The sequence below is a fragment of the Herbaspirillum sp. Her4 genome (assembly GCF_057961335.1).
This window is the reverse complement of sequence record NZ_CM176330.1, coordinates 2,676,685-2,695,796: the sequence shown is the minus strand read 5'-3', so window position 1 is coordinate 2,695,796 and position 19,112 is coordinate 2,676,685. Positions and strand designations below refer to the sequence as shown.

Genomic DNA, 19,112 nt, shown 5'->3' with positions numbered 1-19,112 from the left:
CAAAAGCAAATTTATCTTAGTGGTAAAGCGGATATATGTCGCAAAAGACATTGTCAGCATCATCAATTCGCAAACGACTGGAAGCATTCAGTCTCTCGACATATGGACGCACGGGGGCCCTCAAGCACTATACCTAACTACCGCAGATCCCCCACCGCCGAAGGACTCCTCGTGGATTAGGAAAAAAGCTTATGAAGCAAATAGATGGGTACTACACAACTCCAGTCTATACCGCACAAGAACCCGAATGATATTCAACGCAGCGGGATGGGTGGAAGGTTCCGCACTGGTGGACGACATAGAGTTTTCGAAGTTTTCCGAAAATGCGAGAGTCTAACTACATGGATGTGCAACAGCGGCAAATCCATCCGATGCCGACAACATCGCCGCCGATATTTCAGAAAAACTAGCCTTAGCAGGAAAAGAAATGTCATTCGTAATCGGCCATATTGAGAATGCTGTTCCGGTTATCAAAGGTGAAGGAAAAACACGCGCGCCAGAGCAAGACTATAGGTTCGGTGAAAGGGCGATATTCAAGCACGGAAAACTGGTCTCTATTACGGAAAAACAAGGCGACCTTAGCGACAAAGAGCTTGAAAAATGATGCGAAAAAAATATCTGGCACGTACTTTCATCAGCGCGTCGCTACTTCTATTGGGTGCCATAGGTATCGGCGTCTATCCATTCACGCTGTCAAATCCAGACGTAACGATACAAGTCTTCGATAGACGTTATGCCTGCGGTGAATGCTATGTAGCATTCGGAATATCAAAGATCGAGGGGCGCGATGAAAGCAACCGACAAAACTCACCTTACCGCTTCGAGGACTGGGATGTTCTCGTTCTGTTCAGGGGGAATGACTCCTACCTATCCAGATATCAAGATGAGTTGTTTGAAAAGAACCCGGCATGTACATGGCCGACGTTTCGTCTCACGGGCCAGTTCAAACGTCGTTTGATTTATGCCCTGATCTTCAATGGCGACCACTACGATGGCATCTACTTCGATGCGAACTCAGGCGTGGCGATCAATACGGAGCCGAGCTGCAAGACCGTAGCGCGAGAGACCGCGTTGCCCTAGGGCCAGAACTTCATTTTTAGAAATCAGATGAAAAGACGGTGCCTTTCGTCTTCTTAGTTCTTTCCTGGGCTGCGCTGTGGGCAGGTAGCCATCTGCCCGACCAATATAAATTCAGCCGGGCCTAAAACAACAAAGCCCTAGCTCCCACCAAGGCTTTGTTCCCTACTTCGCGCCAGCAATCACCGGCGCATCAATCTCTCTTCAACAACACCCCTCAAGCCGCGTCCCGCTCATCCCCCACCAAACGGCGCTGCTTGACCGAATCCGCCAGGCCCTGCAGCACTTGCAGGCTTTCTTCCCAGTTGATGCAGCCATCGGTGATGGACTGGCCATAGGTCAGTTCCTTGCCCGGCACCAGATCCTGGCGGCCGGCCACCAGGTGAGATTCCACCATCACGCCGACGATGCGGGTGTCGCCCGCGGCCACCTGGCGACCGATGTCGGCGCAGACCGGAATCTGGTTTTCCGGTTTCTTGGAGCTGTTGGCGTGCGAAGCGTCGATCATCAGGCGCGCTGCCAGGCCGCTCTTGGCGATGTCCTGGCAGGCCGCTTCCACGCTGGGCGCATCATAGTTGGGCTGCTTGCCGCCGCGCAGGATGATGTGGCAATCCTCGTTGCCGGCAGTGGAGACGATGGCCGAGTGGCCGCCCTTGGTCACCGACAGGAAGTGGTGCGGCTGCGACGCGGCCTTGATGGCATCCACGGCGATCTTGACGTTGCCGTCGGTACCGTTCTTGAAGCCCACCGGGCAGGAGAGGCCGGAAGCCAGCTCGCGGTGCACCTGCGACTCGGTGGTACGGGCACCGATGGCGCCCCAGCTGATCAGGTCAGCGATATATTGCGGGCTGATCACGTCCAGGAATTCGGTACCTGCCGGCAGGCCCAGGTCGTTGATGTTCAACAGCAGTTCACGGGCCGCACGCAGGCCGTCGTTGATGCGGAAGCTGTTGTCCATGTACGGGTCATTGATCAAACCCTTCCAGCCCACCGTGGTGCGCGGCTTCTCGAAGTAGACGCGCATGACGATTTCCAGCTCGTTCTTGTGACGCTCGCGCTCCACCACCAGGCGGCGCGCATATTCCATGGCGGCCTTGGTGTCGTGGATGGAGCAGGGGCCGATGACGACCATCAGGCGGTCGTCCTGGCCGTGCAGGATGCGATGCAGCGCAGTGCGGGCTTCAGCGGTAGTGCGCTCGACCTTTTCGGTGCAGGCGAATTCGCGGATGAGATGCGAGGGGGGGACCAGTTCTTTCATTTCTCGGATGCGAAGATCGTCAGTGCGCGGCATTTTTTTCTCCTGGTGTACTGCAATGATTCAGCTGGAATGTTGACCAAAAAAAAACCGCCATCACTGGCGGTTTTTTGGAAATCGGTTTTGTCTTTTTACGAACGCTTACCGCTTTTCACCGCCGTGGGGCTGGAATAGCTAAAGTAAAAATAAAAGTAAGCGCGGGCGAAAGACATGTCTGGCGTCATGGGTCAAGTGAAGCAGGCGTTCATAGTGCTACAAATCAGGGGCTTTGGCAAGCAACAAGACGAAATCGACATGCTGCGCTGCAAATGCATATTTCATTCAATAAATATATATTTATTGAATATTTATTGCTTAAATAGCCAATAAGTATCACCAAAACACAATAAAAAATCTGGCCTCGCGCAAGCCTTGCCCGCCCCCCATCGTCTTGCCAACTGTGGCTTTCCTGCAAAAAAAGTGAATATTTGATCTGGCCACGTCGTTTTCCCCTGCCACCGGAAGTCATATTCCTGGCGCATAAATGAAAAAACCGCCGGTGAATGACACCGGCGGTTTTCACAAGAAACGATGCAGCGATGAACGATCAGGCAGTTCCGCCCACGGTCACGCCATCCAGACGCAAGGTCGGCTGCCCCACCCCGACCGGCACGCTCTGGCCTTCCTTGCCGCACACGCCGACACCCGAATCCAGGCGCATGTCATTGCCGATCATCGAGACGCGGTTGAGCACATCCGGGCCATTGCCGATCAAGGTCGCGCCCTTGACCGGATAGGTGATCTTGCCATCCTCGATCATGTAGGCCTCGCTGGCCGAGAAGACGAACTTGCCGTTGGTGATATCCACCTGGCCACCGCCGAAGTTGACGGCATACAGGCCATTCTTGACCGAAGCCAGGATCTCGCCCGGATCCTTGTCACCGCCCAGCATGTAGGTATTGGTCATGCGCGGCATGGGCAGGTGGGCGAAGGATTCGCGGCGGGCATTGCCGGTGACGTCCATCTTCATCAGGCGGGCATTCATGGTGTCCTGGATGTAGCCCTTCAGGATGCCGTCTTCGATCAGCGTGGTGCACTGGGTCGGATTGCCTTCATCGTCGATGTTGAGCGACCCGCGGCGATCGGCAATGGTGCCGTCATCGACCACAGTCACGCCCTTGGCGGCGACGCGCTCGCCGATGCGGCCGGAGAAGGTGGAGGAACCCTTGCGGTTGAAGTCCCCTTCCAGGCCGTGACCGATGGCTTCGTGCAGCAGGATGCCGGGCCAGCCGGGGCCGAGGACCACGGTCATGGGACCGGCCGGGGCCGGGCGCGCATCCAGATTCACCAGCGCGGTGGCCACCGCTTCGGAAGCATACTTCTCCAGCAGGGTGTCGGAGAAATAACCGTAGTCATATCGTCCGCCGCCACCGCTGCTGCCCATCTCGCGACGGCCATTCTGTTCGGCGATCACCGTCACCGACACCCGCACCAGCGGACGGATATCGGCGGCCAGCACGCCATCGGCGCGCGCCACCAGCACCACGTCGTATTCGCCGGAGAGGCTGGCCATGACCTGCTTGACGCGCGGATCCTTGGCGCGGGCGATGCGTTCGATGCGTTCCAGCAGCTGCACCTTGGCCGTGGCGTCCAGCGAGGTCAGCGGATCATGCGGCAGGTACAGCGCGCGGCCGCCGGCCGGCGTCATGGCACCGGCCACCTTGATCTTGCCACTGCCCTGGCGGGCGATGGTGCGGGTAGCGGCTGCTGCATCGAGCAGGGCCGATTCGGAAATCTCGTCCGAATAGGAGAACGCGGTCTTGTCGCCCGACACGGCGCGCACGCCCACCCCCTGGTCGATGGAAAAGCTGCCGGTCTTGACGATGCCCTCTTCCAGGCTCCAGCCCTCGCTCTTGGTGAACTGGAAGTAAAGGTCGGCGTAGTCCACCTTGTGCGTGAACATGCTGCCCAAGGCCTTGAGCAGCTTGGATTCGTCCAAGCCGAAGGGAGTCAGCAGCACGTCGCGCGCCACTTGCAGGGCGCCCATGTTGGGTTCAAATAATTTCATAGCGTCTTGTCGGAAGGCAAAAAGGTCAAAGCTTGCGATGGCGTAGCGCCGGCAAGCTTTCTCGAACGTATTGTAGACGATGGGGATCAATGTCGCCGATCACAAGCCCCTCTCCCTCAGGAAGCACCGAGACGATCTCGCCCCAGGGATCCACCAGCATGCTGTGGCCCCAGGTACGGCGGCCATTGACGTGCTGCCCGCCCTGCGCCGAGGCCAGTACGTAGCACTGGTTTTCGACGGCACGCGCGCGCAGCAGCAGCTCCCAGTGCGCGCTGCCGGTGGTATGGGTGAAGGCGGCAGGCATCACGATCAGGGCGCACTCGCCCATGGCGCGATACAGCTCCGGGAAGCGCAGGTCATAGCACACCGACAAGCCGACCCGCCCGAAGGGTGCCTCGAAGCTGCGCACTTCGCTGCCGTATTCGATGGTGCGGGCTTCGTCGTAGTTTTCTTCACCCCGCACGAAATTGAACAAGTGGATCTTGTCGTAACGCGCCACCCGCTGGCCATCCGGTCCATAGACCAGTGAAGTATTGAGCACCTTGCCGGAAACCGCCGACTGCAGCGGCAGTGTGCCGCCCACCAGCCACAGCCGGTGCTCGCGCGCCAGGGCGCTCATGCATTCCTGCATGGGACCGCTGCCATCGGCTTCGGCATGGGCCAGCTTGTCGCGCTCGTGCAGGCCCATGATGGGCCAGTATTCCGGCAGCAGCGCCAGTTGCGCGCCCTGCTGCGCTGCCTGCGCCACCAGGCGGCTGGCCGCATCGAAGTTCTGCAATGGCTCGGAGGTGGAGACCATCTGGATCGCCGCCACCTTGAAGGAATCGCTCATGTCTGCCTCTTGCCAGCGTGGCGAGTGAAGAAAGAATGCCGCCAGTATCGCCCATCCGCGCCAGCCGCGCAGGCCAGGCCGGGGACGGAACCAGGATCAGGCACCGGAATTGATGGCCGGTCCCGGCGCGGGTGCGCCACGCCGCTGCGCCGGAGCAGGCAAAGGGGGCGGCATCAGGTCATTGTCAGGCTTGCCATCCTCCTTGCCGCCCTTGCCCTTCTGCAGCACCTCGCGGGCACGTTCTGCATCCACCGGCGAGACCTGCCCCTGCTTGACCACGATGGGGTCGCTCCAGGGACCTGTCACCTTGTATTCGAAGCTGAGCGACTTCATCACCGGATTGCGCAGGAACAGCTGCGCCAACAAGGTGCTCACCCCCACCACCGGATTGACCGCCATCGCCACCACCGAGGCAGTACCCAGGTTGATCTCGGGGATCACCACCACATGCAGGTCCTGGGTCTCGCGGGCGATGTCGGCCGAGCCGCTCATCAGCACCGAGGCCGTCACGCCCGCCATCTTGAGATTGTCCGTGCTGGCGATGCCCTTGGCGATGCTGGCGGTTCCTGCCACGGTGTCGAAGGCAAAACCTTCCGAGAACACGTCGCGGAAGTCCAGCGTCAGCCGGCGCGGCAAGGCCTGCAGGTTGAGCACGCCCAGCAGCTTGGCAGCCCCCGGATCCACCTTCAGGAACTGTCCCGAATGCACGTCCATGTGCACCTGCCCGGCCAGCGTTGCCATGTCCATCGCATAGGGAGGTGCCTTCCAGCTGAGATCGCCGTCGAGCTTGCCGCGCCCGCCGCGGATGGTGCCGGGATAACCGAAGCGTTCCAGCAGCTTGCCTGCATCCTCGATATCCAGCGCATAGGTGAAGTTGGAGGTGTGATTGCTGCCGAAGGTGAGCCAGTTGCCGGCTGCCCGGAACTGCGCGTCGGGATTGGCCAGCAGCAGGCGGCTGATGCGCCATTCGCGGCCGACCGAGGTCAGGATGTTGCTGGCATCGAGTTCCAGCCGGCCCAGCTTCTTGCCGCCCAGTTCGAACTGCTCGGCGCGGATGTCCAGCGCGGGCATCTGCAGGTTGTCGTCGGTCTTGTCGGCACTGGCGGGCTGGGCCGCGTCGGCCGTCGGGCTGGACTTGGGAATGACCAGCGAGGACAGCCGTGCCGTGACCTTGCCGGCCCCGCTTGCGCTGCCGGGTTCGTCCCAGGTCAAGGTACCGGCGGCTTGCTGGGACTCCAGGTTGATCTGCCAGGCATTGCGGCGATGCGCCGCTTCCAGGATCAGCTTGTTGAGCTTCTTGCCCATCAGGTTCAGTTCGCCGACGCGGGCCGAGACGCTGTCCGGCTCCAGGTATTGCGTGACATCGCTGTTGCCCAGGCGATTGCCTGCGGCTGCACCGTTGCCGGCGACCGCCGCGTCCTTGCCCGCCAGGTCCTTCTTCAGAGCCAGCCAGGCGTCGGCATCCAGGCTGTCGGTGGCCAGGGCCAGCTTCAGACCAGAGGCCGGAGTCGGTGCCGGCTGGTTCCAGCCGATGCCGCCGCTGGTGACGCGCCACTCATTGCCCTTGGCGGCGACGCGCTCGCGCACGTAGCGCGACGCCACGTTCGAGCCCAGCGACACACGCATTTCCTCGCGTTCGATCAGCGGATCGGACGAGGCCAGCGGCAGCAGGTCGAAGCGCATCGGCAGGGAGTCCTGCACGCCCTTGCGCAGGGGCACCGGCAGGTCCACGCCGAGACCGGCCAGGCTGGACTCGACCGTGACTTCCGGCTGATGCTGCCGCACCAGCACCGTGGCGCTGTAGCGGGTACCGCCCGAGAAGCGCGCCAGCAGGCGCTGCAGCGAAGGCTCGGGGTATTGCTTGCGCAGGTTCTCGATGTTGATGGCACCATCCAGACGTACCTGGCTGCTGCCATCCTTCTGGGTGCCGCCGCTGATGGCCAGGTTATCGCCCAGGAACTGGCCGCGCACGCCATTGAGCGTGAAGCCGCGCTCGTTGAACTCGACCTTGCCGCTGGTGCGATAGATGGGCGGCAGTTCCGGCAGCAGGTCGACGTCATTGTTGGCGAAGTTGAAGGCCCCCTGTGCGCGGGTATCGATGGCATGGTGCAGCGGCATCTGGAACTTCAGGTCCAGACGCGCCTCGCCAGTGGCGGTGCTGTGTTCCATGACGTTGCCGGTCCAGCGCGCTACCGGACTCTGGTTGACGTATTGCAGGAAGACCGGCATGGGGCCATTGGCAACGCCATCGATTTCCAGCACGGCATCATGCGAATCGACATCCGCCACCCGCGCCGTCACCGGTCCCAGCCGCGCGCCCAGGGTACGGGCGCTGTCAGCCTTGATCTCCAGCCGCGTGCGATCGACGCTGATGCGCCCCCGGCCCTCCTCCAGCAGCGGCCACTCCGGTTCCTTGCCATCCCGGCCAACGTGGCCGGGGGTGTAGTTCAGCTTCAGCCCCTCGAACTCGCCTGCCAGCTGGAATACGCCCTTGGGCTGCTCGCCCGGCTTGGTGGTGTGGAAAGGGAAATCGGCCAGCGCGCCCTTGAGCTTGAACTGCACCTCCTTCAGATTGCCGGCCAACAAGCCCTCGGTGAGCCAGCGATGCAGCGGTTCGCTCATGTGTTGCGGCAGGTAGCGGCGAATCGCCTTCACATCGAAGCTGGTCAGCTCGCCATGCAGGTCGACGCTGCCGGCCGAGCGGCCCTGCAGCGGCAGCAGGTGCTGCCCGCTCAGGCTGCCGGCCACGCCGGGCTGGGCGAACTGCATCTGGTCAAGATCCACCTGCAGGGTCTGGTCCTTCAGGTATTGCCAGCGCGCCTGCAGCTTGAGGCTGTCAAAGGGCAGACTGGATTCGCGGAACAGATCGGTCGGCAGCTCGAATGCCAGTTGCTGCGCATCGACCTTGACCGAACCACCCTTCTCGCTGGCATCGATCTCGCCGGACAGGTTGCTGAAACCGGGGAAGGCCGCCCACTGTGCGCGGGCTTGCTGGGCAGCGTTCTTGCGCGGCTCGACATGGGCCGGCAAGCCCTTCAGCCCCAGGCCCTTGAAGCGGCCATTGACGCGGTAGGAACTCAGCTCGGGATAAGTGCCCTGCCACTGCACGGTGAAATCATGCAGCTCTCCGCGCGGGGCCAGGTCGTCCAGCAGCTTGCGCTGGGACGGCGCCAGCGGCAGGCGGGTGGCCAGCTGCGACAGCGTCTGCAGGTTCAGATAGGTGGCCTTGACGCTGGTGCGCTCGGCCTTCAGGGGCGTGGCCGGTTCATAGCTCTCGGCAATCGAGGTCGGCGGCAGCACGAAGCCGTCCGGGGTCTCGATGGAAAAATCGGTCAGGGTCACCTGATGGCCGTTGGCACCGAAGGTCGGTACGCCGTCCTCAGCATTGGGGCCCAGGGTTTCGCTGGCGGAGATGCGTCCATTGACGCGTTTCAAGGACAGCGGCTCCAGCTGGCGCGACAGGCGGGCATTGAAATCGGTGAGACCGAGGTCGGCGGTGAAGTTGGCGACCTTGGCGTGATCCAGCGTCAGCCAGGCGCGCACCGAGCCGCGGCCGCTGTTGATGGCGATCGGATAATCGAACCAGGCGCGCCAGACCGACAGCTCGGTATTGCGCAGATCGGCATAGAGCAAGCCCTTCCAGCGCGCGATGTCGGAACTGCGCGCAAAGGCCGGATGGCTGAAATCGGCCCGTACATCCAGAGGAGCCGCCATATCCTGCGGCGGAATGGCGCGCAGCGAGAGCCGATGGCGTAGCCAGCGGTTGTGCAGCACCAAGTTGACATCTTCCAGCACCAGCTCGGGTGCCCGACGCAATTCGTCATCCCAGCGCAGCTTGCTGTGACGGATCACGATTTCGCGCTGCGACAGCAGCCAGTCCAGGTTGCTGCCATCGCCCCCGGCCGGCACCGGGATCCCCGCCACATACAGCTTGCCGGCCGCATCGCGGCGGATGGCCAGGTCGGCCCCTTCGATACTGAGGTTTTCCAGACGCAGTGACGCCACCAGGACGCTGCTCCAGGACAGCGTGGTCGATACGCGCGGCAGGCTCAGGGCGGCTTCGCCCTGCTGGTCGTGGACGGTGAGATTGGTCAGCGAGAGCTGGGGCCGCAATCCGCTCCAGGAAGCATCAATGGTCTCGATGCTGACCGCACGGCCGAGCTGGTGCGAGATCAGGGCTTCAATGCGGGGCTTGTAGTGGCCCACCTCGGGCAGCACCGCATAGCGCAGCACCAGAAACAGCGCGCAAAAGACGAAGTAGGCGGCCAGCAGCAGCTTGAGGGTGAAACCCAGGACATGGTGGGTAGCCCGGTTCAGGCGCCGATAGCTGCCCCGTGCAAATCGCCAGCACAGCGCCCAACGGCCAGGCTTCGGTGCGGCGTTATGTTGTTCTTGGGACATCAGGTTGCAAGGCGGCTCGGCAGAAAAATGGAATCGGGCAGGCAGCATGATCGCATGGAAAACCAGCCCATGCCATCTTGGCAAAGGGGCTATGAGGGGCAAAAACGGCGATAAGTTTAAAAAGGGAGGCTAGAATCGCCGGATTCGCTCCTTTTTACGTCCATCGTCAGTCCGCAGTCAGCTGGCATGCCGGGGAACCTGCCCCGGCCTCCGCCTTGCCTGCATTGTCGGCATCGGCGGGACGGGCCTGAAGCCGGGGGAGCAGCGGTTTTCTTCCTTTTACACCTTGTCGCGGAGCTTTGCGGTCTCTTATGCCTGTTCATCATCCTTCCCTGGTCGACGCCTCCACTTCCCGCTACTACACCCGCTGGACCCAGGCTGATCCGGCCCGCCCGGCCCTGGTGGCCGAGGCCGCCCGCCAGCCCATGGACCGCGAGGCCATGCAGCAGCGCCTGGCGCGCGACCTGGAAGCCGGCCTGAGCCTGCCGGCCGCCATGCGGCGTCTGCGCAACCTGATCATCTGCAGCCTCATCACGCGTGACCTGGATGGCCGCGCCGACTTGGCCGAAGTGGTGGCCACCATGACCGGTTTTGCCGATTTCGCCGTGCAGACCCACCTGGCGGCCCTGATGCAGGAACAGACCGCCCTCCATGGCACCCCGTTGGGTGAAGAATCAGGACGCCCGCAGGAAATGATCGTGCTGGGCATGGGCAAGCTGGGCGGGGGTGAACTGAACGTTTCTTCCGATATCGACCTCATCTTCGTCTACCCGGAAGATGGCGATACGCAAGCCGGGCCCGGTCAGAAATCGCTCTCCAACCATGAATTCTTCGTCCGCCTGGGCAAGAAGCTGATCGGTGCGCTGGCCGAAATCACTGAAGATGGCTTCACCTTCCGCGTCGACATGGCGCTGCGTCCCAACGGCAACTCCGGGCCGCTGGTGGCCAGCTTCAACATGGTCGAGGAATACCTGGTACGCCAGGGCCGCGAATGGGAGCGCTACGCCTGGACCAAAGCCCGGGCGCTGACCGGCACCGAGGAAGACATCGCCACTCTGGAAGCAATCAGCCGGCCTTTCATTTTCCGCCGCTACCTGGACTTCGGTTCCATCGATGCGCTGCGCTCCATGCACGGCCAGATCCGCGCCGAGGTCAAGCGCCAGGAAGCCCTCCACCCCGACCGCAGCAACAACGTCAAGCTGGGCCGGGGCGGCATCCGCGAAATCGAATTTACCAGCCAGGTGTTCCAGCTGATCCGTGGCGGACGCGATGCCGAGCTGCGCGACCGCTCCACCCGCGCCACCCTGCGCACGCTGGCGGCCAAGGAACTGCTGGCTCCTGACGTGGTGGAGCAGTTGCTGGACGCCTACACCTTCCTGCGCGACCTGGAGCATCGTCTGCAATACCTGGAAGATGCGCAGACCCACACCCTCCCCGTCAATCCCGACGACCTGCTGCTGGTGGCCAACATGATGGGCTACGCCGACAGCGCCGCACTGCTGCAGGCGCTGGAACACCAGCGTGCCATCGTGGCCGCGCAGTTCGATGCCATCTTCGCCGACAAGCAATCCGAAGGCGAAAGCGATGGGCCCACGGTGGCGGTGAGCGAGAACGACAATCTCGAAGGCCTCGCCGACGCCCTGCGCCTGGTCGGCTTCCCCGAGGAGGACATCGAGAACGGTGCGCGCCGCCTGCACCTGACCTGGCAGTCGCCGCGCATGCAAAGCCTGCCCGAGGCCAGCCGCAACCGGCTCAATACCGTCATCAACAATGGACTGCCGCTGCTGGCCGCGCTGCATTACGACCAGTTGCCGGCTCTGGGCCGCCTGCTCGACTTCCTCGAAGCGATCGCCCGCCGTGCCGCCTATCTGGCCCTGCTCACCGAATATCCCTACGCCCTGCAGCGCCTGGTGCGCATGATCGGTGCCAGCGGCTGGGCCGCCACCTACCTGACTCGCCACCCGCTGCTGCTGGACGAATTGCTGGACGACCGCAACCTCAAGGCCGCCTCCGACTGGAATGCCTTCGCCGACAACTGCCGTCGCCAGCTGGCCACGGCCGAAGGCGACACTGAACGCCAGCTCGACATCCTGCGCGAGCTGCATCACGCCGAACTGTTCCGCCTGCTGGCACAGGATCTGGAAGGTGATCTGTCGGTGGAAAAGCTGGCCGATGAACTTTCGGCCCTGGCCGACGTATTGGTGCAGGTCACTCTCGAAGCGATCTGGCAGACCATCGCCCAGCGCCATGTCGAGGTACCGCGCTTTGCCGTGATCGCCTACGGCAAGCTGGGCGGCAAGGAGCTGGGCTATGCCTCGGACCTGGACGTGGTCTTCCTCTACGACGACGAGGACCAGGAGGCCCCGGGCCTGTACGCCAAGCTGGCGCAGCGCTTCATCACCTGGATGACCAGCCACACCCCGGCCGGCACCCTGTTCGACATCGACATCGCCCTGCGTCCAGATGGCGCCAGCGGATTGCTGGTGTCGCCGGTCTCCTCCTTCGAAAAATACCAGCTCAATGCGGCGTGGATCTGGGAGCATCAGGCCCTGACGCGGGCGCGCTTCTGTGCGGGCGATGCCGCCATCGGCGAGCGTTTCGAGGCACTGCGTGAGCGTGTACTGCGCCAGCCGCGCGATGTGAACAAACTGGAAGAGGAAGTGCTGTCGATGCGCCGCCGCATGCGCGACGCTCATCCCAATCGCAGCATGATGTTCGATCTGAAGCACGATGAAGGCGGCATGATCGACATCGAGTTCATGGTGCAATACCTGGTGCTGCGCCATGCCTGCGACCACCCGCAGCTGACCGGCGACATCGGCAACATCGCCCTGCTCAAGCTGGCCGGCCAGCTCGGGCTGATTGATGCGCTGCTGGCGGCGGAAGCAGCCAATGCCTACCGCCTGTTCCGCAAGCTGCAGCACCAGATCCGCCTGCAGGGATCGGAACGCGCCCACATCGATGCGATCCGGGTGGAACATGAACGGGCTTGCGTGATCCGGCTGTGGCAGCAGGTCTTCGGCTGATCTGCTTTCCGGCGGGATGAAGAAAAAAACGAGAGTTGCCTCTCGTTTTTTCATTTCCCTTCATCTGCACCGGATCGTGCGTGAAACCCTTTAATTCATGGGTTTGACGGCCACCAGGTTGATCAGCGTTTCTTCCCGCTCCGCCTTGGGCTTGATGCCGAAGACGCGTTCCAGTATCCCCAGGTCTTCCCGGCTCCACCACAGGTAGGGATAGGAAATCGACTCCGGCGCGACCTCGAAGCCGGCGCTGCGCACCAGGGCCAGGTACTCGCCGGCGGTCTTCTGGACCTCCATCGGATGGCGGAACAGCAAGCGGATGATCCACGAATGAATGTAGCGCCTGGTCGACTCGGCAAAGAGCAGGATGCCGCCCGGTTTGAGGACGCGGTAGAACTCACGAATGGCTTCTTCCTGGTCGATCAGGTGATGGAAGGTCTGGTGGCAGAACAGCAGGTCCACGCTATTGTCTTCCAGCCGCATGCGCGAGCTGGAGCACTGGATGAACTCCGCGCGCAGGCCCTCGGCCTCGGTCTCGCTGCGTGCGGCAGCGATCATGTTCGGATCGATGTCCATGCCGATCAGGCGCTGCGGGGCAAAGCGCTGGTGCAGCTTCTTGAGCGAGCGCCCCCAGCCGCAGCCGACGTCGGCGACCACCGCATAGCTGCTGCGCCGCTCGGGAATGAGGCGCTCCAGATCTTGCAGGGCGCGTTCCAGCACGTGCAGGGTCCAGGTCGGTGTACGCAGGAACCAGAGGCCGAAGGCGGTCTCCGGGACGTGCTCCGGCATGGCCGCAGGCAAGGGCTGTGAATGTGAGTTCATGTCGTTGTGCTTGTTGTTCTGGCCGGATGCGCGGGCAGAGGCGGCTGGCATCCGGGTCGCCGGCGGTTCCCCCTGCCGGCTGATGGAAAAATGCCCCGCCGGCAAGCGCCTGCGGGGCATCAGATGTTACCGGCTGGCAAGCAGGACTGCAACTGTCCCGGGCCAGTGTTCATGCGAGATCAATACTTGGGCGGCGTTTTCTCTTCGCGGCTGGCACGGCGGTCGCTGCCACTGTCACGCGAGGACGAGGAGCTTTCGCGGTCACGCGAACGCGCGTTGTCGCGATTGGCGTCGCGCTCACGGGCGCGGCTGCGGTCACTGTCCTTGGCGTCCTTGTCCTTGCCGTCCTTGCCATCCTTGGACTTGGCATCATCCTTGGCGGCATCCGCCGCAGGCGCGGGCGGGGTCACGGTCTGGATGCCCTTGGCGGCCATGTATTCGTGCATGTCCTTCCAGCCGGTGAAGATACCGGCCTTCAGGGCGTCGGGGTTGCGCTGGTAGCAGTCCTCCAGGCTCTGGCCGGCCTGGCGGCAGCCGGCGCCCAGGGCGATGCCTTCGGCCTTGGCTTCTTCCGGGGTCTGCTTGGGCTTGGAAAAGCTGCTGATGTAGTCGCACGCGGACAGCGAGAAGCTGACGGCGGAAATCAGGGCCAGGTTGGCCAACAGGCGGCGGGCCTGGGATGAGCTTGCTGACATGCGTTCCCTCATTGGGTCGGTTGCTCTTGTTGTGGACAGGCAATGCGCAAACGGAAAAAAGGCCATTGCAAGCGGTGCCTGCAACAGCCTTTCACTCCTTTTGCAGGCTGATTCAACTATTTTCACCTTGGCAAGCAAGCTTGCATACGAGGAAAAGAAGCCGAAACAGCCCTGAAATTGACGCTCCCGGCCAGGGAACCCCGGCCGGTGCGTCAGAACACGCGTCTTACTTGGCGTTGGCCAGGGCGACGGTGGTGTCCAGCATGCGGTTGGAGAAGCCCCACTCGTTGTCGTACCAGGAAGACACCTTCACCAGGCGGCCGGAGACCTTGGTCAGGGTAGCGTCGAAGTTGGACGATGCCGGGTTGTGGTTGAAGTCCACCGAGACCAGCGGGTCGGTGTTGTAGGTCAGGATGCCCTTCAAGGGACCGTTTTCGGAAGCGGCCTTCAGGATGGCATTGACTTCATCCACGGTGGTGTCGCGCGAAGCCACGAAGGACAGGTCGACGATGGACACGTTGATCGTCGGCACACGGATGGCGTAGCCGTCCAGCTTGCCGTTCAGTTCCGGCAGCACCAGGCCGACGGCGGCGGCAGCGCCGGTCTTGGTCGGGATCATGGACTGGGTGGCCGAACGGGCGCGGCGCAGGTCTTCGTGGTAGACGTCGGTCAGCACCTGGTCGTTGGTGTAGGCGTGGACGGTGGTCATCAGGCCGTTTTCCAGGCCGATCTTGTCATGCAGCGGCTGCACCAGCGGAGCCAGGCAGTTGGTGGTGCACGATGCGTTGGAGATGACGGTGTCGGAAGCCTTGAGCACGCCGTGGTTCACGCCGAAGACGACGGTCGCATCGACATCCTTGCCGCCCGGAGCGGAGATGATCACCTTTTTGGCACCGCCCTTGATGTGGGCGCTGGCCTTTTCCTTGGTGGTGAAGAAGCCGGTGCATTCCAGCACCACGTCCACACCCAGCTCGCCCCAGGGCAGCTCGGCCGGGTTGCGCTGGGCCAGCACCTTGATGCGGTCGCCGTTGACGACGATGGAATCGCCATCCACGGTCACGGTGCCCGGGAACTTGCCGTGGGCGGTGTCGTACTGGGTCAGGTGGGCATTGGTCTTCGGGTCGCCCAGGTCGTTGATGGCGACGATCTCGATGTCGTGCTTCTTGCCGCCTTCGTAGTGAGCGCGCAGGATATTGCGGCCGATGCGGCCATAACCGTTGATTGCTACGCGAATTGCCATGCTCTTCTCCTCAAGTAGTAAAAATCAATGCAAACCGGTAGTCGGGAAAGCGACCAGGCCGTCAGCTTGCCCCACTTCGGGGCCGCCGATCGGACATGGATCCTTCTTTTCCGGCCTTTTTGTTCAGTTGTTCTTGCCGTCCCTCTTTGCCCTGCTGATCCAGCCGTTCAATCTCGTGCCGCCCTCACCCGCTCAGGAGTGAAGCTTGCGCCAGACGAAACCGATCTCGTCGAGTTCACTGCCATCATCCCAGGTGAACGTTTGTTCATAAAGCCTTTCGGCCCCGAGCGACTCGAAAAATTCCCCGGCGCCTTCGTTCTTGCTCAGCACCCAGGCCATCAGGCCAGTCGCACCGGCACCGATGAGGGTGGCCGCCACATTGGCCAGCAGCCGCTTGCCCAGCCCCTTGCGCTGCTCATCGGGCAGCACGCAGATGGCGGTCAGCTCGGCATCGCAGCCGAAACGCGATTCGGCCAGGGTCATGCCCGAAGCGAAGCCGATGATCTCGCCCCCGCTTTCGGCGACGAAGGTGCAGGCGGCGTCCGACGACGCTTCCAGCACCTGCTCCCACAGCTTGACGCTTTCCTCGGGCTTGAGGTGATCGAGGTAGCTGTCGGGCACCAGGCCGCGATAGGCGGCGCGCCAGGCGTCGATGCGCACGCCGGCGATCGACGCCGCATCGCCCTTCCTGGCGCGGCGGAACAGGACTTCTTCAGTCATGGACACCAGACTGCTCAAGCCAGCACTGCCTTGGCCTTGGCCACCACGTTCTCGACGGTGAAGCCGAAGTGCTTGAACAGCACGCCGGCCGGGGCCGATTCGCCGAAGGTGTCGATCCCGACCACGGCGCCTTCCAGGCCCACGTACTTGTGCCAGAAGGCGGTGACGCCGGCCTCGATGGCCACGCGCGGCACGCCGCGGGTCAGCACGGAGGCCTTGTAGGCCGCATCCTGGCGGTCGAACACGTCGGTCGACGGCATCGACACCACGCGCACGGCGATGCCTTCAGCGGTCAGGGCGTCAGCGGCCTTGGTGGCCAGTTCGATTTCGGAACCGGTGGCCATCAGGATCACCTTGGCATCGGCCGCATCGCGCAGCACGTAGCCGCCACGGGCGATGTCCTTGACCTGGGCGTCGGTGCGCTCCTGGAAGGGCAGGTTCTGGCGCGAGAAGATCAGGGTGCTCGGACCATCGTGGCGCTTGATCGCTTCAGCCCAGGCCACGGCGGTTTCGGTGGTGTCGCACGGACGCCAGTTGTCCAGGTTGGGGATCAGGCGCAGGCTGGAGACGTGTTCCACCGACTGGTGAGTCGGGCCGTCTTCGCCCAGGCCGATGGAGTCGTGGGTGAACACGAACAGCGCGCGGGTCTTCATCAGGGCCGCCATGCGCAGGGCATTGCGGCTGTAGTCGGAGAAGGTCAGGAAGGTCGCGCCGAAGGGCAGGTAGCCGCCATGCAGGGCGATGCCGTTCATGATGGCGCTCATGCCGAATTCACGCACACCGTAGTTGATGTGGTTGCCGCGCTGGTCGGCGCGCACGGCCACCGATTCCTTCCAGTTGGTCAGGTTCGAGCCGGTCAGGTCGGCCGAGCCGCCCAGGAATTCCGGCAGCGCCTGCGCGTAAGCCTGGATGGCGTTCTGGCTGGCCTTGCGGGTGGCGATGGTTTCCTTCTTTTCCAGCGTGGAATTGATGTAGGCGGTCACGGTCGATTCGAACGCGGCCGGCAGCTCGCCCTTCAGGCGGCGCAGCAGTTCAGCGGCTTCAGCCGGGTATTGGGCGGCGTAGCTGTCGAAGGTCTGCTTCCAGTTCGCTTCGAAGTCGGCACCGGTGGCCTTGGCATCCCAGGCGGAATAAACATCCGCCGGGATTTCGAACGGAGCGGAAGTCCAGCCCAGCGCTTCGCGCACGGCGGCGATTTCCTTGTCACCCAGGGCGGCGCCGTGGACCTTGTCGGTACCGGCCAGGTTGGGCGAGCCCTTGCCGATGACGGTACGGCAGCAGATCAGGGTCGGCTTGTCGGCCAGCTTGGCCTGGTGGATCGCGGCGCTGACGGCCTCGACGTTGTGGCCGTCCACGGCCGGGATGACGTTCCAGCCGTAGGCTTCGAAGCGCTTCGGGGTGTCGTCCTTGAACCAGCCTTCGACGTGGCCGTCGATGGAGATGCCATTGTCGTCATACAGCACGATCAGCTTGGACAGGTTCAGCACGCCTGCCAGCGAGCAGGCTTCATGCGAGATGCCTTCCATCAGGCAGCCGTCGCCGACGAAGGCGTAGGTGTAATGATCGACCACGGCCAGGCCGGGCTTGTTGAATTCGGCGGCCAGCAGCTTTTCAGCCAGCGCCATGCCGACTGCATTGGTGATGCCCTGGCCCAGCGGACCGGTGGTGGTTTCCACGCCCGGGGTGATGTGCACTTCCGGGTGGCCGGCGGTCTTGGAATGCAGTTGGCGGAAGGACTTGATGTCGTCCATCGACAGGTCGTAGCCGGTCAGGTGCAGCAGTGCGTACTGCAGCATGGAGCCGTGGCCGTTGGAGAGCACGAATCGGTCGCGGTTGGCCCAGTGCGGGTTGGACGGATTGTGGCGATAGTGCTTGGCCCACAGGGCCACTGCTATCTCGGCCATCCCCATCGGCATGCCCGGGTGTCCGGAATTGGCTTTTTGTACTGCGTCCATCGCCAGCGCGCGGATCGCGTTGGCCATCTTGTCGGTGGGGAGAGTGGAAATCATGTCGAGGTCAGAGTTTGCTGTACTGGGGGGCGCCGCAGGCGCACAAATCGGATGTTCAAGCCAATGCGCCGGCCCGGAAGCCCGGGTAACGGCGCGGGCCCGTATTTTACCAGAGTGCGCCGGGGGGATTAAAATTCGGGACCAGCCCCTGACCGGACTGACAACTTTTTTCATGTCTTTTTGATCTTCTTCCTCCAGGACCCTGCCCCATGCCCCGCTTTTACTTCCCGCACCCCCTCGGCATCGGCTCCGCCCTGGTCCTGCCCGAGCAGATTGCCCATCACATCCAGGTGCTGCGCCTGCAACCGGGCGATACCGTGACCCTGTTCAATGGCGAAGGCGGCGAATACACCGCCAGCCTGAGCACCCTCGAAAAGAAGCGCGCCCACGCCGAAGTGAAGACTTTTTCACCCCGTGAGGCCGAACTGCCTTATGCGCTGACCCTGGCCCAGGCCCTGCCTGAAGGGTCGAAGATGGACTGGATCGTCGAGAAAGCCGTGGAGCTGGGCGCTACCGCCCTCCAGCCGCTGGCCGCGCAGCGCTGCGTGGTGCGGCTCTCGGGTGACCGCGCCGAGAAGAAGCAGGCGCACTGGCAAGGCATCATCCATGCTGCCGCCGAGCAATGCGGCCGCAATCGCCTGCCGCATCTGGGTGAAGTCACCGACTTCAAGCGCTGGATCGCCCAGAGCGACCTGCATCGCCGCATCCTGCTTTCCCCGCGCGGGACCGAGCCGCTGTCAGGCTGGGCGCGCCACCATCCGCCGCAGGCCGTGACCGTCATGGTCGGCCCTGAAGGCGGCTTCAGCGAGGAAGAAGAAGACCTGGCCTGCGCCCAGGGCGCGCTGATGCTGTCCATGGGCAGCCGGGTACTGCGCACCGAGACTGCGGGGTTGGCGGCGCTGGCCGCCTTGAATGCGGTGTGGGGAGAGCTTTGAAGAAAGCTTCATACCGCTGATTTCCAGGCAGCTTGGCCGCAAAGCGTTACCGCGAT

The 19,112-nt window shown here is 62.8% G+C and carries 15 protein-coding genes; 6 read left to right on the top strand and 9 right to left on the bottom strand.

Going from position 1 to position 19,112, the window contains the following annotated elements:
• The first annotated feature begins 427 nt into the window (after window positions 1-427).
• Both ACWFUC_RS12180 and ACWFUC_RS12175 read left to right on the top strand, forming a co-directional pair.
• Window positions 428-604, top strand: a complete 177-nt coding sequence (locus ACWFUC_RS12180) for a hypothetical protein (RefSeq protein ID WP_489625003.1) — start codon at window positions 428-430, stop codon at window positions 602-604.
• Complete coding sequence (locus ACWFUC_RS12175) at window positions 601-1,080, top strand: hypothetical protein (RefSeq protein WP_489625002.1); 480 nt, start codon at window positions 601-603, stop codon at window positions 1,078-1,080. The genes ACWFUC_RS12180 and ACWFUC_RS12175 overlap by 4 nt, the downstream gene beginning before the upstream one ends.
• 214 nt (window positions 1,081-1,294) lie before the next feature.
• Here the strand turns inward: ACWFUC_RS12175 and aroG are convergent, their stop codons facing one another.
• Window positions 1,295-2,368 (bottom strand): 3-deoxy-7-phosphoheptulonate synthase AroG, encoded by a 1,074-nt coding sequence (gene aroG, locus ACWFUC_RS12170; RefSeq protein ID WP_008326955.1) that lies wholly within the window; start codon window positions 2,366-2,368, stop codon window positions 1,295-1,297.
• A 74-nt stretch (window positions 2,369-2,442) separates the two neighbouring features.
• On the opposite strand from aroG, the gene ACWFUC_RS12165 reads away from it, so the two are divergent.
• Complete coding sequence (locus tag ACWFUC_RS12165) at window positions 2,443-2,694, top strand: hypothetical protein (protein ID WP_489625001.1); 252 nt, start codon at window positions 2,443-2,445, stop codon at window positions 2,692-2,694.
• 224 nt (window positions 2,695-2,918) lie between these two features.
• Here the strand turns inward: ACWFUC_RS12165 and tldD are convergent, their stop codons facing one another.
• The 3 genes from tldD to ACWFUC_RS12150 form a co-directional block, all read right to left on the bottom strand.
• On the bottom strand, window positions 2,919-4,379 hold the full coding sequence (tldD, locus tag ACWFUC_RS12160) for a metalloprotease TldD (protein WP_134134763.1): 1,461 nt from the start codon (window positions 4,377-4,379) through the stop codon (window positions 2,919-2,921).
• Between the two features lie 25 nt (window positions 4,380-4,404).
• Complete coding sequence (locus tag ACWFUC_RS12155) at window positions 4,405-5,211, bottom strand: carbon-nitrogen hydrolase family protein (RefSeq protein ID WP_489637609.1); 807 nt, start codon at window positions 5,209-5,211, stop codon at window positions 4,405-4,407.
• A gap of 96 nt (window positions 5,212-5,307) precedes the next feature.
• Window positions 5,308-9,612: a YhdP family protein gene (locus tag ACWFUC_RS12150; RefSeq protein WP_489624999.1), complete on the bottom strand. Its 4,305-nt coding sequence runs from the start codon at window positions 9,610-9,612 to the stop codon at window positions 5,308-5,310.
• A 311-nt stretch (window positions 9,613-9,923) separates the two neighbouring features.
• Between ACWFUC_RS12150 and glnE the strand changes: the two genes are divergently transcribed.
• Complete coding sequence (gene glnE / locus ACWFUC_RS12145; RefSeq protein ID WP_489624998.1) at window positions 9,924-12,638, top strand: bifunctional [glutamate--ammonia ligase]-adenylyl-L-tyrosine phosphorylase/[glutamate--ammonia-ligase] adenylyltransferase; 2,715 nt, start codon at window positions 9,924-9,926, stop codon at window positions 12,636-12,638.
• Between the two features lie 90 nt (window positions 12,639-12,728).
• Here glnE and ACWFUC_RS12140 read toward each other — a convergent pair whose 3' ends face one another.
• Together ACWFUC_RS12140 and ACWFUC_RS12135 are read right to left on the bottom strand one after the other, a co-directional pair.
• A complete protein-coding gene (locus ACWFUC_RS12140) occupies window positions 12,729-13,457 on the bottom strand; it encodes a class I SAM-dependent methyltransferase (RefSeq protein WP_489624997.1) in 729 nt (242 codons plus the stop codon).
• Window positions 13,458-13,636: 179 nt separating this feature from the next.
• The gene (locus tag ACWFUC_RS12135; RefSeq protein WP_034329726.1) at window positions 13,637-14,152 is read right to left on the bottom strand and encodes a hypothetical protein; all 516 of its coding nucleotides are present in this window, start codon (window positions 14,150-14,152) and stop codon (window positions 13,637-13,639) included.
• On the opposite strand from ACWFUC_RS12135, the gene ACWFUC_RS12130 reads away from it, so the two are divergent.
• On the top strand, window positions 14,151-14,327 hold the full coding sequence (locus tag ACWFUC_RS12130; RefSeq protein ID WP_166675533.1) for a hypothetical protein: 177 nt from the start codon (window positions 14,151-14,153) through the stop codon (window positions 14,325-14,327). The two genes, ACWFUC_RS12135 and ACWFUC_RS12130, sit on opposite strands and share 2 nt — an antisense overlap.
• A 51-nt stretch (window positions 14,328-14,378) precedes the next feature.
• Here the strand turns inward: ACWFUC_RS12130 and gap are convergent, their stop codons facing one another.
• The 3 genes from gap to tkt all read right to left on the bottom strand — a co-directional run bounded on the left by gap (window position 14,379) and on the right by tkt (window position 18,169).
• Complete coding sequence (gene gap, locus ACWFUC_RS12125) at window positions 14,379-15,392, bottom strand: type I glyceraldehyde-3-phosphate dehydrogenase (protein WP_034329725.1); 1,014 nt, start codon at window positions 15,390-15,392, stop codon at window positions 14,379-14,381.
• A 192-nt stretch (window positions 15,393-15,584) separates the two neighbouring features.
• Window positions 15,585-16,112 (bottom strand): GNAT family N-acetyltransferase, encoded by a 528-nt coding sequence (locus ACWFUC_RS12120; RefSeq protein ID WP_198516518.1) that lies wholly within the window; start codon window positions 16,110-16,112, stop codon window positions 15,585-15,587.
• A 14-nt stretch (window positions 16,113-16,126) separates the two neighbouring features.
• Window positions 16,127-18,169, bottom strand: coding sequence for a transketolase (gene tkt / locus ACWFUC_RS12115; RefSeq protein ID WP_489625538.1), 2,043 nt, complete (start codon window positions 18,167-18,169; stop codon window positions 16,127-16,129).
• Window positions 18,170-18,330: 161 nt separating this feature from the next.
• On the opposite strand from tkt, the gene ACWFUC_RS12110 reads away from it, so the two are divergent.
• Window positions 18,331-19,056 carry a 16S rRNA (uracil(1498)-N(3))-methyltransferase gene (locus ACWFUC_RS12110; protein ID WP_039788649.1) on the top strand — a complete coding sequence of 242 codons (726 nt, stop codon included), beginning with the start codon at window positions 18,331-18,333 and terminating at the stop codon, window positions 19,054-19,056.
• The last annotated feature ends 56 nt before the right edge of the window (window positions 19,057-19,112 follow it).